Annotated in this window: 12 protein-coding genes; 2 read left to right on the top strand and 10 right to left on the bottom strand. The window is 66.5% G+C overall.

The window, feature by feature from the left end:
• Positions 1-72: 72 nt before the first annotated feature.
• The 6 genes from AC07S4_RS24880 to AC07S4_RS24855 form a co-directional block, all read right to left on the bottom strand.
• Positions 73-702 carry a PEP-CTERM sorting domain-containing protein gene (locus AC07S4_RS24880; RefSeq protein ID WP_494989160.1) on the bottom strand — a complete coding sequence of 210 codons (630 nt, stop codon included), beginning with the start codon at positions 700-702 and terminating at the stop codon, positions 73-75.
• Positions 703-710: 8 nt separating this feature from the next.
• Entirely contained in the window at positions 711-2,156 is a 1,446-nt protein-coding gene (locus AC07S4_RS24875; protein WP_494989159.1) for a pectate lyase family protein, read from the bottom strand.
• 316 nt (positions 2,157-2,472) lie between these two features.
• Complete coding sequence (locus tag AC07S4_RS24870) at positions 2,473-5,313, bottom strand: ATP-binding protein (RefSeq protein ID WP_494989158.1); 2,841 nt, start codon at positions 5,311-5,313, stop codon at positions 2,473-2,475.
• Positions 5,314-5,409: 96 nt separating this feature from the next.
• Positions 5,410-6,342 carry a ribosome small subunit-dependent GTPase A gene (gene rsgA, locus AC07S4_RS24865; RefSeq protein WP_494989157.1) on the bottom strand — a complete coding sequence of 311 codons (933 nt, stop codon included), beginning with the start codon at positions 6,340-6,342 and terminating at the stop codon, positions 5,410-5,412.
• The gene (locus AC07S4_RS24860) at positions 6,339-6,692 is read right to left on the bottom strand and encodes a 4a-hydroxytetrahydrobiopterin dehydratase (protein WP_494989156.1); all 354 of its coding nucleotides are present in this window, start codon (positions 6,690-6,692) and stop codon (positions 6,339-6,341) included. Before AC07S4_RS24860 ends, rsgA begins: the two co-directional genes overlap by 4 nt.
• An 11-nt stretch (positions 6,693-6,703) precedes the next feature.
• Positions 6,704-7,972, bottom strand: a complete 1,269-nt coding sequence (locus tag AC07S4_RS24855) for a M48 family metallopeptidase (protein ID WP_494989155.1) — start codon at positions 7,970-7,972, stop codon at positions 6,704-6,706.
• A gap of 47 nt (positions 7,973-8,019) precedes the next feature.
• Between AC07S4_RS24855 and orn the strand changes: the two genes are divergently transcribed.
• Together orn and AC07S4_RS24845 are read left to right on the top strand one after the other, a co-directional pair.
• On the top strand, positions 8,020-8,604 hold the full coding sequence (gene orn / locus AC07S4_RS24850) for an oligoribonuclease (protein WP_494989154.1): 585 nt from the start codon (positions 8,020-8,022) through the stop codon (positions 8,602-8,604).
• A gap of 7 nt (positions 8,605-8,611) precedes the next feature.
• On the top strand, positions 8,612-9,070 hold the full coding sequence (locus AC07S4_RS24845; RefSeq protein ID WP_494989153.1) for a heme-degrading domain-containing protein: 459 nt from the start codon (positions 8,612-8,614) through the stop codon (positions 9,068-9,070).
• On the opposite strand, the gene AC07S4_RS24840 is transcribed toward AC07S4_RS24845, so the two are convergent.
• The 4 genes from AC07S4_RS24840 to AC07S4_RS24825 form a co-directional block, all read right to left on the bottom strand.
• Entirely contained in the window at positions 9,067-9,471 is a 405-nt protein-coding gene (locus AC07S4_RS24840; protein ID WP_494989152.1) for a hypothetical protein, read from the bottom strand. The two genes, AC07S4_RS24845 and AC07S4_RS24840, sit on opposite strands and share 4 nt — an antisense overlap.
• Positions 9,472-9,670: 199 nt before the next feature.
• Positions 9,671-11,047, bottom strand: a complete 1,377-nt coding sequence (locus tag AC07S4_RS24835; RefSeq protein ID WP_494989151.1) for a DUF1501 domain-containing protein — start codon at positions 11,045-11,047, stop codon at positions 9,671-9,673.
• 14 nt (positions 11,048-11,061) lie between these two features.
• Complete coding sequence (locus AC07S4_RS24830) at positions 11,062-12,921, bottom strand: DUF1800 domain-containing protein (protein WP_494989150.1); 1,860 nt, start codon at positions 12,919-12,921, stop codon at positions 11,062-11,064.
• Between the two features lie 174 nt (positions 12,922-13,095).
• On the bottom strand, positions 13,096-13,794 hold the full coding sequence (locus AC07S4_RS24825; RefSeq protein ID WP_161074854.1) for a UPF0149 family protein: 699 nt from the start codon (positions 13,792-13,794) through the stop codon (positions 13,096-13,098).
• Positions 13,795-13,857: the final 63 nt, after the last annotated feature.

The following is a 13,857-nucleotide window of genomic DNA, read 5'->3' as shown; positions in this document are numbered from 1 at the left end:
TGATTCTGTTCGCCATGGCGGGATGCCGCGCGCAGCGCCAAAGCGCTGGCGCGCGGCATGTCCGGCTGTGGGTCAGTGCTGCTTGCGGCGGCGCAGGGCGCCTGCGGCCACCAGGCCCAGGCTGAGCAGCGCCAGGCTGCCCGGCTCCGGCACGCTGGCGGCGGCCGCCGCTGCGCTGGCGTTCACGCGCAAGCCCATGCCCAGATCCAGGTCGGCCGCGTCGTACCACTGGCCGCCTTGCAGCAGCGCGTAGCGGTTCAGCGGCTGGGCGGCCCAGCCGGGCATGCTGGCCTGGCTGGCGGCGCTGTAGCTGGAGCTGAACACCACCCAGTAGGCGCCCGGTCCCACGGCCCAGTCCAGCGCCGAGGCGCCGGTCCAGGCCAGCGCGCCGGCCGCCGTGGCGATGCTGGCCGTGCGCAGCGCGCTGCCGGGGATGAAGCCGCCGTCGCCGTCCTCCACGCTGTTGAACAGGCTGATGCCGACCGTGCCCGCGTCCGTGCTGAAGTAGCCCTGGATGCTGTCTATGGTCATGGCCTCCAGCAGCGAGAACTGGCCGGCGTAGGAGTGGCCGCTGTTGAAGGCCCAGCCCGCCCCCACGGCGTTCGACGGGGTGCCGGTGTTGACCACCACGGTGGCCTGCGCCGTGGCGGAGACGAACGCCAGCGCCATCGCCAGCGTGCTTGCCCAATGTTTGAATCGCATGGCTGTCCTTACTTCAGTTTGCCGGCGCCGGCAGCGGCGGGCACGGCGGTGAGGGCGGAGGTGGCGGTTTGCAGCGCGTACAGATACGGCGGCGTCCACAGGTTGGCGGCGGCGGGCGGGGCGTAGCCGCACTGGCCGTCCACCGCGTTGGTGCCGGCCTTGTCGCTGGTGAAGATGTGGCCGGACGAGCGGAAGCCGATGAAGTCCTTGCCCTTGATGGCTTTGCCGCAGAACTCGGTCAGCTTCAGGCCGGTGATGTTGTAGTAGTTATTCTCCAGCAGCATATTGGAGCGGTAGCGCGCGTCGGTGCCGCTGGCGAACTTGATGTCGGCGTTGGTGGTGGACACGCTGCCGGTGATCAGGTTGTTGAACAGGTGCACCTGGCCGTAGCGGTTCAGCGGCAGGCGGGTGGTGGCGCCGTCCCACCAGTTGCCGCTGAAGGTCACGTGCAGGCGGCCTTCGTCGCTCCAGGCGCGGCCGGAGTCGCCGTTGCCCACCAGCGTGGTCTTGTGGTGCTTGTTGAACACGCTGTTCGAGATGGTCACGTAGTCGCTGCCGCGCACCACGTCGAGCGCGCCGTCGTGGCGGGTCTTGAAGGTGCCGGTGGCCATGGACTCGGGCGTGTCGCCGTCGCTCATGGTGATGTGGTCCAGGTAGATGTTCTGCGCGCGCGAGACGGTCACGCCGTCCGCGTAGGCGTTGGCCGAGTCCTCCGGGTTAACGTCCCACGGCGTGTCGATCACCAGGTTGCGCACGATGACGTTGCGGGTCCAGGTTGGATAGTCGTCGCCGTCCTTGCCGGCGGCGATCCAGTTCTTGAAGTCGGTCTCCTCGCTGCCGCCGGGCGTGAGCGCCAGCTCGCCGCCTATCAGCAGCGCCGTGCCGGTGATGCGCGCCGGCCGGCCCTGGGCGTCGTTGATGCCCACCAGCGTGGTGTTGGACGGAATGCTGATGGAGCCGCCGTATTTCTGGTCGGCGTAGCTGGTGTACTCGCGGAACACGGTGTTGTTCTCGCTCCAGCGCAGGTCGATATGGCCGATCACGCGGATGATCTTGGCGTCGTTGCCGGCCTCGTTGATGGCGGCCACCAGCTGCTGGCCGTTGTACACGGTGTAGACGCGGTTGGCGGTGGCGGCGCTGCCGCCGGTGACCAGCACTTTGCCTTTGCGCGACCAGCTGTGCCAGCCGGTGGCGGGCGCGGTCTGGCGTTCGAAGGTGAGCACGCCGCCGGTGGGGTCGCCGCTGGCGAATTGCCAGACCGGCAGCGCGGGCGCGGCCATGTAGCTGGCCGGATCGTGCAGGCCGTCGACCAGCACCGGGGCCGAGTAGTTGCGCACGCCGTATTGGGCGGTTTGCAGTGGAGTGCTGGCGCCGGTCAGGCTGGCGGCGTCGATGGTGGCGGCGTGCGCCGACGAGGCCAGCAGAATGCCGGCCGCGAACAGGGTAGATTTCAAGGTTGGTCTCCGTTTATAAGTATGTACGGTCCGTACCCGCGTGACTGCGCCTTGCCTGGGGCAATAGCAAAAGAAACGGGAGGGTAAGGAAAACTTCCAGCATTGCGGCCGCTTGTCTCTGCGAGCGGACCGCCGCGCTGATGCAGGCACCTTGCGTACCTGCTGCCTTTGCAAAGAGGGCGGGGAGCCGAGTTTGCTCAGGTTGGGACCGCCGCCCGCGCCGGTAGGCGCATCGCAGTGGTCAGGCCAATCCTACGTCGGCGCGGAAAATTATGCAATAGTCAACGCGGGCACTGTGGTTTGTATGCCGCGCGCGTCAGTGGTAGATGGCCACCGGCCCGGTGTCGTCCGGCAGCGGTGCGGTCAGCGGCAGGTCCAGCGTGAAGCTGGTGCCGGCCGGGCTGCTGTTCACGCTGATCTGGCCGCCCAGCAGGGAGGTGACGATGTTGTAGCTGATCGACAGCCCCAGGCCGCTGCCGCCCTGGCCCAGCTTGGTGGTGAAGAAGGGATCGAAGATGCGCGACTGGTGCTCGGCCGGGATGCCGCCGCCGTCGTCGCTGAACACCACCAATGCGCGGCCTTCGACCGGCGTGCCGGCGCTGAGCCGCATGCGGCCGTGCGAGCGGCCTTCAAAGGCGTGCAGCAGGGCGTTGTTGATGAAGTTGGCCAGCACCTGGCCGAAGGGGCCGGGATAGCTGTCCATGGCCAGCGCGTCCGGGATGTCGTATTCGATGCTGTGGTTGGCGTTGCGGATGCGGTTCATCATGGTGGCCACCACCTCGTGCACCACCTGCTGCAGGTTGAACATGCGGCGCTGCTCGGTGGTGCGGTCCACCGCCACCTGCTTGAAGCTGTTCACCAGGTCGGCCGCGCTGGTGAGGCCGCGCATCACCAGTTCGGACGCCTTCTGCGCGTCGGCCACATAGGCGGCCAGCTCGGAGCGGCGCAGGCCGGGGCCGTTCAGCTGCTGCTCGATCTCGGCGGTCTTCTGCTGCAAGGTGCTGGCGATCAGCAGGCTGTTGCCGATGGGCGTGTTCAGTTCGTGCGCCACGCCCGCCATCAGCGAGCCGAGCGCGGCCAGCTTTTCCTGCGACACCAGCTGGGTCTGCGCGTCCTGCAGCTGGCGGTAGGCTTGCGCGTTGTCGAGCGCGATGGCGCCATACGCGCACAGGGTGCGGAAGATCAGCCGCTCGCGCTCGCCGAAGGCGTTCACGGCCAGCGACTGCACCGTCATCACGCCCAGCGCGCGCTCGCCCACCAGCAGCGGCACGTACAGCGCGCTGTGGTTGGGGCAGGTGCCGGGGATGACGAAGCTGTCGGCGGCGCTGGCCAGGTCTTCCACATACACTTCGCGCCGTTCGTTCAGGCTGCGCACCGAGAAGGAATGCGGGTGGGACAGCGGTATCACATTGGTGGCCAGCGCGCGGCCGCCTTCCACGCCGAAGGCGCGCGTGAGCGACTGGGCCGCCGCGTCGTACAGATAGATGGCGAAGGTGTGCGCCTGCAGCAGCGCCGCCACGTGCCGGTCCAGCGCCTGGAACACGGCGGCCGCGTCCAGGTGGATGGTGATGTCGCGGCCGATGGCCGACAGGCGCTCCAGCATGGCGCTGGTCTGCTGCAGCACTTCGGCGCGGCGCGCTTCGGACGCGGCCAGTTCGCGGTGGTGCAGGCCCTCGGCGCGCGCGTGCTCGGTCTGGTGGTGCACCTGCATGGCCACGGCGCGGTTGGTCGCTTCCTGGCTGTGGGTCTTGTCGCGCGCGGCGCTGGCGGCCACCGCCATCTGGTAGGCCTGCTGGTAGCTGCCGGCGCGGGCGTATTCGCGCGCCAGCGCGTCCAGCAGGTCGCCCGGCACGGTGTAGCCGGCGATGGTGGAGGCCAGCGCCAGGGCCTGGTGCAGATAGTGCAGCGTGGCGTTGAGTTCGGTCATGCCCTGCGGGCTGGGCAGCGCATGGCGGCTGTGCAGCAGCGACAGCACGCGCAGCGCGGTGATCTGGTGGTGCGCGTTGCGCTGTTCGCCGGCCAGGCGCACCGCCTCCTGGGCTGCGCGCAGCGCTTCCTCCGGCCGCTCCAGGCCGGACAGCGCGTGCGCCTGGCCGCGCCGCGCCACGGTCTGGAAGTCGGCCTGCTGCAGCGCGTCGGCGCGGCCCTCCAGGCGGACGAAGGCGTCCAGCGCGGCGGCGTAGTCGCCCCGGTCCAGCGACAGGTCGCCCAGGTATTGCAGCGCGATGGCGTAGCTGCGCGCGCCCGACAGCGGCGCCAGGATGGCCAGCGCCTCCTGCAGCAGCTCCTCCGCCGCGTCCAGGCGGCCCAGGCGGCGCATGGTGTCGGCCGTGTGCATCAGGCAGGCGCCCACGCTGCGCGGCCAGCCGGTGGGGCGCGCCAGGTCCAGCGCGCACTGCATCCATTCCAGCGCGGCGTGGTGGTCGTTCAGGTTGGTGAAGTCCTCGCCGATATTGGTGGCCGAGGTGATGGCCGCGCGCAGCTGCCCGGTGGCCAGCGCGCTTTCATAGCTGCGGATGTAGTGGCTGGCGGCGCTGCCGAAGTCGCTCGACAGGCTGGCCGCCACGCCCAGGTAGTCGTGGCGCCAGGCGGCGTAGGCGGCGGGGCAGGCCAGCGCTTCCGGCTCCGGCGCCAGGCGCGCGTTCCAGCCGGCCGCGCTGTGCGGGTCGCGCAGGATGGCCCAGCGCGCGGTGGCCGCTTCGATGATGCGCTGGCGCTGGCGGTCCCGCGCTTTCTCGGCGGCGGCCATGGCCAGCGCCAGTTCGGCGTCGCGCCGCGCGTGGTCGCCCCGGTCGATGGCGATCCAGGCCTGCAGCCAGTGCGCGTCCGCGCAGCCGGCGTGCTCGTCCAGGGCGCACAGCTGCTCGAAAGCCAGCTGGGCGGCCGTTTCCGCCGCGTCCAGCGCGCCGCGCAGCCACAGCACTTCGGCCTGCGCCAGGTGCATGCGGGCGGCCAGGGCGGTGCGGGCGGGCGCGTCCAGGGTGGTTTCGGGCAGCAGGGCCAGCGCTTCGGCGGCCAGCGCGTCGGCGCGCGCACTGTCGCGCTGGCGCAGATGCCAGGCCAGCGGCAGCAGGACGGGCAGGCGCGCCACGCCGCGCAGGGGCAGTAGTGCTACCTCCCATTGCGCAACGTCATCCTCGACTGCGAACATGTCCATGGTCTTGCCCCTGATTTGACACTACCCGCTAATCATGCTCCAGAGCATCGAAAGGCGCAATCGACTTTTTAGGTAACTGCCAAGTAAATTGTTTTTTTAATACAGGGTTTGCGCCGATTCGTGCAGCAGCTGGCCGTACAGCTCGTGCCGCAGCTTGGCGATTTCGCCGGCCTTGACCGCGTCCAGTATCGGGCATTGCGGCTCGATCAGGTGGCGGCAGTTGTAATACTTGCAACCGCCCAGATAGGGCTTGAAGTCGCGGAAGGCGCGCTCCAGCATGCCTTCGCTCAGATGGTAGAGGCCGAATTCCTGGAAGCCGGGCGAGTCGATGATGGACGTGTCCGGCCCCAGGTCGGGCATGCTGTACAGGCGGGTGAAGGTGGTGGTGTGCTTGCCGGTGTCCAGCGCGGCCGAAATTTCGCGCACGGCGATGTCGGCGCCCGGCACCAGCAGGTTGATCAGCGAGGACTTGCCCATGCCGGACTGGCCGATCAGGATGGACGAGTTGCCTTTCAGTAAAGGCTGCAGGGTGGCGACCGCATGTTCGGGATTGCCCTTGGCCGACACTTCATGCACCGGGTAGCCCAGCTTGGAATACATCTTCAGGCGCTCGCGGGTGCGCTCCAGCGATTCGGTCACGTCCACCTTGTTCAGGATCAGGTGGATTTCAATGCCGGCCGCTTCGGCCGCCACGGTGGCGCGCGAGACCAGGTCGTCCGTGTAGCCGGGCTCGGTGGCCACGACGATGAACAGCTGGCTCACATTGGCCGCCAGCAGCTTGGACTTGTACTGGTCCGAGCGGTACAGCAGCGTTTTGCGTTCGGTGATCTCGTCGATGACGGCCTGGTCGGCCGAGGTGGCGGTCAGCTTGACGATATCGCCCACGGCCACATTGGTTTTTTTGCCGCGCGTGACGCATTGCACGCGCTCGCCGTTCACTTCGGCCAGGTAATGGCGGCCGTGGGCGGCGATGATGACGCCGGTCATCTGGCCGGGCTTGCTGGCATGCGCCTTGGTGGATGGCTTCATGCGCGCTCCGCCAGTGCGTCCGCCTTGGCGGCGCAGATGAAGTCGTTGAGCGAGAGGCCGCCCTGGCCCTGGTTGACGGAATGGGTGTCGTAGCGGGCGATGCAGCGGTTATAGGTCACAGTCAGTTCCGGGTGGTGGTCTTCGGCGTGCGTGATGTAGGCCAGCGCGTTGACGAAGGCCAGCGTTTCATAGTAGTCGGCGAAGCGGAATTCGCGCAGCAGCTTGCCGTTTTCCAGGCGCCACTGCGGCAGCAGGGCGGCCAGGCGCTGGGCCTCGGCCGCGTCCAGCGCGTCCTTGGCGGGGGCGCAGTGCAGCGCGAGCAGGTCCTGGGCGTGGGCGATGGTGGTCATGGTGGCTGTCCTCACTGGGCCGCCAGGTTCAGCTGGCGGATGCGCACGCTGGCCGGCGGGTGGGAATCGTAGAAGGCCGAGTGCAGCGGGTCGGGCGTCAGGGTGGAGGCATTGTCCTCGTACATTTTCACCAGCGCCGACACCAGGTCGCGCGCGTCGGTGTGCTTGGCGGCGAAGGCGTCCGCCTCGAATTCGTGCTTGCGCGAGCTGAGCGAAGTGAGCGGGCCGAGCAGGAAGGTGAATACCGGCAGCGCCAGCGCGAACAGCAGCAGCGCCATGGCGTTGTTGCTTTCGCCGGCCAGCAGCAGCGGGTCTACGCCCAGGCCGGTGTAGAACCACAGCTGGTTTTTTAGCCAGCCCAGCAGCGCCAAAAAGGCCAGCGAGATGGCGAACATCATGGCGATGCGCTTGATGATGTGCTTGAGCTTGAAGTGCCCGAGTTCGTGCGCCAGCACCGCCTCGATTTCCTGCGGCGCCAGGCGCGACAGCAGGGTGTCGAAGAACACGATGCGCTTGTTGGCGCCGAAGCCGGAGAAGTAGGCGTTGCCGTGCGCGCTGCGCTTGGAGCCGTCCATCACGAACAGGCCCTTGGAGGCGAAGCCGACGCGCTGCATCAGGCCCTCGATGCGCGACTTCAGCGACTCGTCGGCCAGCGGCGTGAACTTGTTGAACAGCGGCGCGATCACGGTGGGGAACAGCACCATCATCAGCAGCTGGAAGCCGCTCCACACGCACCAGGCGTACAGCCACCACAGGCCGCCGCTCTTTTCCATCAGCGTCAGCACCACCCACACCAGCGGCAGGCCGATGGCGGCGCCCAGGGCGATGCCCTTGACCATGTCGGCGAAGAACAGGCCGCGGCTCATCTTGTTAAAACCGAAACGCTGCTCCAGGCCGAACTGTTTGTAGTAGTCGAAGGGCAGGTCGATCAGGCCGGAAATGGCGGCGTAGGCCACCAGCAGGCCGATCTGGTAAGCCATGCCGGGGCCGGCCAGCTTGTACACCTCCACCGACAGCCACTGCAGGCCGCCCAGCAGCGTGAAGCCGACCAGCACGGCGGCGTTGACCGCCACGCCCAGCATGCCGAACTTGGTGCGGGCGATGGTGTAGTCGGCCGCCTTCTGGTGGGCGGCGAGGGGGATTTTTTCGGCGAATTCGGGCGGCACGGCGTTGCGGTGCGCCAGCACGTGGCGGATATGGCGCGAGGCCAGCCAGAAGCGCGCGGCCAGTGTCAGGACGAGGAAAGATACGAACAAAATCGAAAACGCGTGTGAATACATTCTATGCCTGTGAGAAAATGGCGGATTGTTTAGGCCAAGAGAGAATTATGTCACAAGCGACCGAAATCCCAACTACTACTCCGCAAGAGCGTCCGAATGAGACCAATCTGGTGTGGGTGGACATGGAAATGACGGGCCTGGAGCCGGAAACCGACCGCATTATCGAAGTGGCCATCATCGTCACCGACATGCATCTGAATTTCCTGGCCGAAGGCCCGGTGTTTGCCATCCACCAGACCGATGAAACGCTGGACAAGATGGACAACTGGAACAAGGGCACCCACGGCCGTTCCGGCCTGACCGAGCGCGTGAAGGCGTCCACCATCACCGAAGCGTATGCAGAAGCGGAGCTGATCGCCTTCCTGAAGAAGTGGGTTCCAGCCGGCAAAGCGCCGATGTGCGGCAACACCATCGGCCAGGACCGCCGCTTCATGGTGAAGTATATGCCCAAGCTGGAAGCGTTCTTCCACTACCGCAATATCGACGTGTCCACGCTGAAAGAACTGTGCAAGCGCTGGAAGCCGGAGATCGTCGGCGGCTTCAAGAAGCACCAGAAGCACACCGCGCTGGCCGACATCGTCGAGTCCATCGAGGAACTGAAGTACTACCGCGAGCACTTCATCAAGCTGTAAGGACGCCATGGACGCCGACCTGCTTGCGACCCTGGCGCGCCAGGAACAGGAACTGCAATTTTCCGCCTTCAGCAACGACACGGCGCTGGCGCTGGGCTTGAGCCTGGTGGGGGCGGCCAAGGCCAAGGGCAAGGCCATCACGGTGAACATCACGCGCAATGGGCAGGTGCTGTTCCATCACGCCATGGACGGCGCCAGCGCCGACCAGGCGGAGTGGATACGGCGCAAGAACAATGTGGTGAACCGTTTCGGCCGCAGCTCGTTCTACGTGGGTAGCGAGCACAAGCTGCGCGGCGTGGACTTCGAGGCGATTTCCTACCTCGACAGCAAGGACTACGCGGCGCACGGCGGCGCGTTCCCCCTCATTATCAAGGGCGTGGGCGTGGTGGGCACCATCACCGTGTCCGGGCTGCCGCAAGCGGAAGACCACGCGCTGGCGGTGGAAGCCATCCGCGCCATGATCTAGTCGCTGGACACTTCCAGCAGTGCTTCGATAAAGTTGTTTTCCCCGAAGTCCTCCAAGGCCGGGTATTCGCCCGCCTTGGTGGCGATTTTCCAGTCTGCGGCCAGGTCGGGCAGCACAAAGCGCACGATGCCGCGATGTCCTTCCAGGTCCAGGCGTCCCCCGCCGTTGTCGAGCATGACGCCGATGGGGCGCAGCAGCACGTGCTGGCGCCCCAGGCTGATGCCCATGGTACGGGTGGTGTAGGTGCCCAGCAGCTCCTCGGTCAGCACCAGCGCGTGGAAGTCGTACTTCACCTGGCCCTTCTCGGCATAGCGCGCCAGCCACAGCTGCACCTGGCCGTAAAAGCCATCGATACGCGCCAGCCACTGCTGCTTGCGCTGCTGATAGTCGTCGTGCCCCATAGCTAGCCCGTTCGAAGTCGCTCCTTATTCATTGTATGCCGTCCCACGCCGTCCATGGCGCGCACTACCCGCAAACAAAAGACCCGATCCCATTGCACCACTCCGGGGGGCGGCCACTCCGGGGTCAGTTCCGTCATCGCGTCATGCCTGAAAGCATGACGCGATGACGGAACTGACCCCGGTTTAGGGATCCCGGCTTTTAGTCCATGAAGCCGAGGTCTTTTAGGGCGAAGTTGGCGAGCTCGTTTTTGAAGACTTGCGTCTCGAGCATGGCGTCGTCGGCGCCGAACCAGCGGCCCAGGGTGGCGCCGTATTGCTGGTTGGAGATCTGCGGTATCCAGACGCCGCGCCCGGTGGCGTCGTCCTTGCCGCCCAGCGTGAAATCGGGGAACTGGCCGTACAGGCCGCCCTTGACGGCGCCGCCGACGATCAGGTGGTGGTTGCCCCAGCCGTGGTCGGTGCCGCCGCTGTTGGGCTGCAGGCTGCGGCCGAAGTCGGACAGCGTGAACGTCGTCACTTGCTGCTGCGCGCCGATCTCGGCCAGCGCCAGCTGGAACGCCGCCAGCGATTGCGATACCTGGCGCAGCATGTCGAACTGCTGGTAGGCCTGGCCGCCGTGCGTGTCGAAGCCGCCTTGCGAGACGAAATAAACCTGCCTTCCCGGCCCCTGCGTGGAGCGCAGGCGGATCAGCTGCGCCACGGTCTTGAGCTGCTGCGCGAGCCCGTAGCCGGGGAAGGTGGTGGCCAGCGCGCCGCCGCCGGTGGCCGCTTTCAGGTCGGACACCAGTTCCATGCCGTTGAGCAGCGTGCGGTTGGCGGTGGCGGCCATCATATTCGGGTTGTTGGCCGACAGCAGCGCCACCAGCGCGGCGCGGCGCTTGTCCGCTTCGGCTTGCGGCCAGAAATTCATGCCGGCCAGGTTGAGCTGGCCGTTGGCGGGGATGAGGTTGCCGTGCGTTTTGGCACCTTCGATGAACAGGCCGCCGCCACCCAGCGCCACCGCGTCCAGGTCGCCGCCTGTACCCAGCAGGTCGACTAGGCGGCCACCCCAGCCGGTGCCGGCCAGCGATGGCGTGCCGGCCTGGTTCTGCAGTTGCTGGTCCGGATGCGAGAACAGCTGCGGCGGCACCGCCACGCCGGACTGGTATTGCGCCTTGCTCAGCGGCTGGCGCAGGCTGCCCACGTTGAGCACGGCGGCCACCTGGCCCTGGCCGTACAGGGCGTCCAGCTCCGGCATGCCGTAGTGGAAGGCGAAGGGCTGCTCCACCGTCTCCGCCACCGCCTGCAGGCGGGTGCTGCGCTCAGCCACCAGGGTCTTGCTGGCGACCGACAGCGCCAGGCCGTGGCTGCCGCGTATCGCGTTGTATTTGCCGTAGCGCACGCTGTCCAGCGGCACGATCATATTGTTGCCGTCGTTGCCGCCGAACATGTACAAGCACACCAGCGCCTTGTAGTCGCCGACGGCGGCCTGGGCGGGGCGGGCGCTCAGCAGGCCCAGGCTGGACAGGGCGCCCAGCATGCCGGCTTGCGCGCCGAGTCCGAGGAAGCCGCGGCGCGACAGGTTGTTATTGCTCATGATGGTGTCCTCGCTTATTGCTGCACTGCGAATTCGGCAGTGATGGCGGTCAGGTAGAGCGCGGTCAGGGCGCGCTGGGTCTTGTCGGTGGTGGCGCTGACGGAGCCGGCGATGGCGCTGCGCGCGGCGGGCGACATGCGCCCTTGCAGCAGCTTGGCGTCCACCAGGTTCATCAGCGCGGTCACGTCGCCCGCCACGCTCACGTAGGGGGCGATATTGATGGCCACCATACCCTTGTATTCGCCGGACAGGAAGCGGTACAGGAAGTTGGCGCGCGCCACGGCCAGCGCCGGGGCGTAGACCTGGAACTCGGGACCGAACTGGCCCGGCGCGCCGGGCAGGCCGGTCATCGGCGAGTAGAAGTTGAACACGCTGGGCGCGTTCAGCAGCTTCTGGCCCAGCTGCGAGTATTCCCAGAAGGCGTTGTTGGGATTGACTACGGTGGCGTCCAGCGCGCGGAACAGGCTCAGGGAGTGCAGCACGGGGTCTTTCAGCTTGCCCTGGCTGGCGCTGGGGGTATCCTGGCGCGCTTCGGCGTCGGTCAGCACGGCCGTCAGCGTGGCCTTGAGGTCGCCGCGTCCGGCCGGGCCGCTGGCGAACACATTGGCCACGCGCTCGATGTAGGCGGGGCTGGGGTTGCTGGTGGTGAAGGCGCGGATCAGCCGCGTGGCGATGAAGGGCGGCAGGTTGGGGTGGTTGAACAGGTTTTCCATCACGGCGTCGAAGTCCTGCACGGTGCTGCGGCCGGCCGGCAGCACTACGCCTTGCAGCAGCGTCTTGCTGCCCTTGTCGTGCAGGCGCTCGCGCGGCTCCAGCGGGCCGCTGAACTTTTCCCAGTTTGCGCCGGTGGTGCTCGTACCGGTGTAGGTCCAGCCGCTCAGCGCGCGCGAGATGTCGGCGATGCGTTCCTGGCTGTAGCTGGGGATGGGATCGCCGTTGCGGTCGGTCTGCACGCTGCCGTCCTGGTTCAGCATGACGGGGCCGATGGTGAACAGCTGCATCACTTCGCGCGCGTAGTTTTCATTCGGCGCGGGCGCTTTGCTGTTGGCCAGGTCCAGGTATTTGCCCATGGACGGGTTGAGCGTCATTTCGCGCAGCAGGGTGTTGAAGTTGCCGAAGGCGTTGGCCGACAGGGTGGCCAGCCAGGGCTGCATTTCGTTGGCGTAGGGGTTTTTGTCGGCGGAGACCACGAACAGCTGGGACAGCGCGAAGATCATGCGCTGGCGCAGCTGGTCCTGGCCGCCGGCCATATTGTTGAACCAGGTGGTGCGCAGCACGTTCATGTCTTCCGTTACGGGCATGGCGCTGGCGGGCAGCTCGAACTGCTGCGCCAGCCAGGCGGCCTGGCCCAGGGATTTGACTTTGGCGATGTCGGCCGTGGTGGGGCCGAAGGTGGCTTGCTCGAGCAGGCGCGCGGCGGCCACGGTGGCCGGGTCGATGGCGGGCTGGGCGCCCAGCGGCGGAACTGGCGTGGGGGGAGGCGTGGGAGTGGGCGTTGGGGCCGGAGTGGGCGTCTGCGTGGGGGCTGTGGCGCCTGTCTTGAGCGTCAGCGTGGTGGTGGCGCTCAGCTTGTCCGCCGTGGCGGTGGTGCCGGTAATGGTGATGATGCGGTTGGCCGGCATGGCGGCGGGCGCCTTGTATTCGCCGTTCTGCGAGTTTAGCGTGCCGAACGTGGCGTTGCCGCCGGCGATGCCGTTCACCGTAAAGTTCATGAAGGTGCCGGCGCCGTCGACCTTGCCCACGAACCAGACTTTGCTGCCCAGGGCAACTTCGCCCTTGGCCGTGTGTTCCAGCGTAGCGGTGGCGGCCCAGCTGCTGGCAGCCAGGCTGATCAGGCAGACCGCCGCCCAGCCCCGGCATAGTAATCGCTGCATGGAATTCTCCTTGTTGTTGGATGTTTATTTCCAATCAGCAAGTCGTGTGCCATGCAAAATGTCACGTCGATGTGACAATTTTTGGCCGCTACCATCACGCCGGGCGACAAAAATTGTCAGTCCGGTGGACGGCGTGGCAAAAAGTGTCAGCGCGCCGCAGTGGCGCGCGGGGGATTATTCGGCGCCGTTTTCCGCGCCGTGGCACTTCTTGTACTTCTTGCCGCTGCCGCAAGGGCAGTCGTCGTTGCGGCCGACTTTGGGTTCGTCGCGCACCAGCGTGGCTACCGGCGCTTTGCGGCGCGGCACCCAGAACTTGTGGATGGCCGGCAGGTTGGCTTCCAGTTCCTGGCCCAGCTTGTGCGCCTTGACCGGATCTTCCACCAGCGGCAGTTCGTCTTCTTCGATCTCGTCCGCGCCCAGCAGGTAGATAGGACGCATCAGGTCGCCCACTTCCGAATCCCAGATCGCATCCCACGAGCCCGGACGCAGTTCCATGCCTTCCCAGAAGCCCCAGCACCAGGCTTCGGCGTCGATCAGGGTCTGGCCTTCCACTTCGTGCTCCACGAACAGCGGTTCGAATTCTTTCGGCGCCACTTCGAACGTCACCAGCACTTCGTTCATGAAGCGCATGATGAGGTTGACGATGCGCTCTTCTTCCTTGGCGTTCTTGAACTTGGGCGCATCCTTGCCGTCCGGACCCCAGACGCGCGACAGCCATTCGTTGGGCATGATCGGCTCGGGGCCGATGGCGATGGCGGTCAGGTAGCCGTGCAGGTGATCCATGGTCATGGAGTCTTCCGGGCTGCGGTCCGACAGCAGGAAGTTGTCCAGTTCGTCGAATTCTTTTTCGCTCAGAGGCTGATCGAGTTGCATATGCTTAATCCTTCTTGTTTGAAGCCGCCAGTATACGCTGCGGCGCAATGTTACGGGCGGAAG

Source organism: Pseudoduganella sp. GW821-FHT05F09, from assembly GCF_059419605.1.
This window is presented reverse-complemented; position numbering and strand designations above follow the sequence as displayed.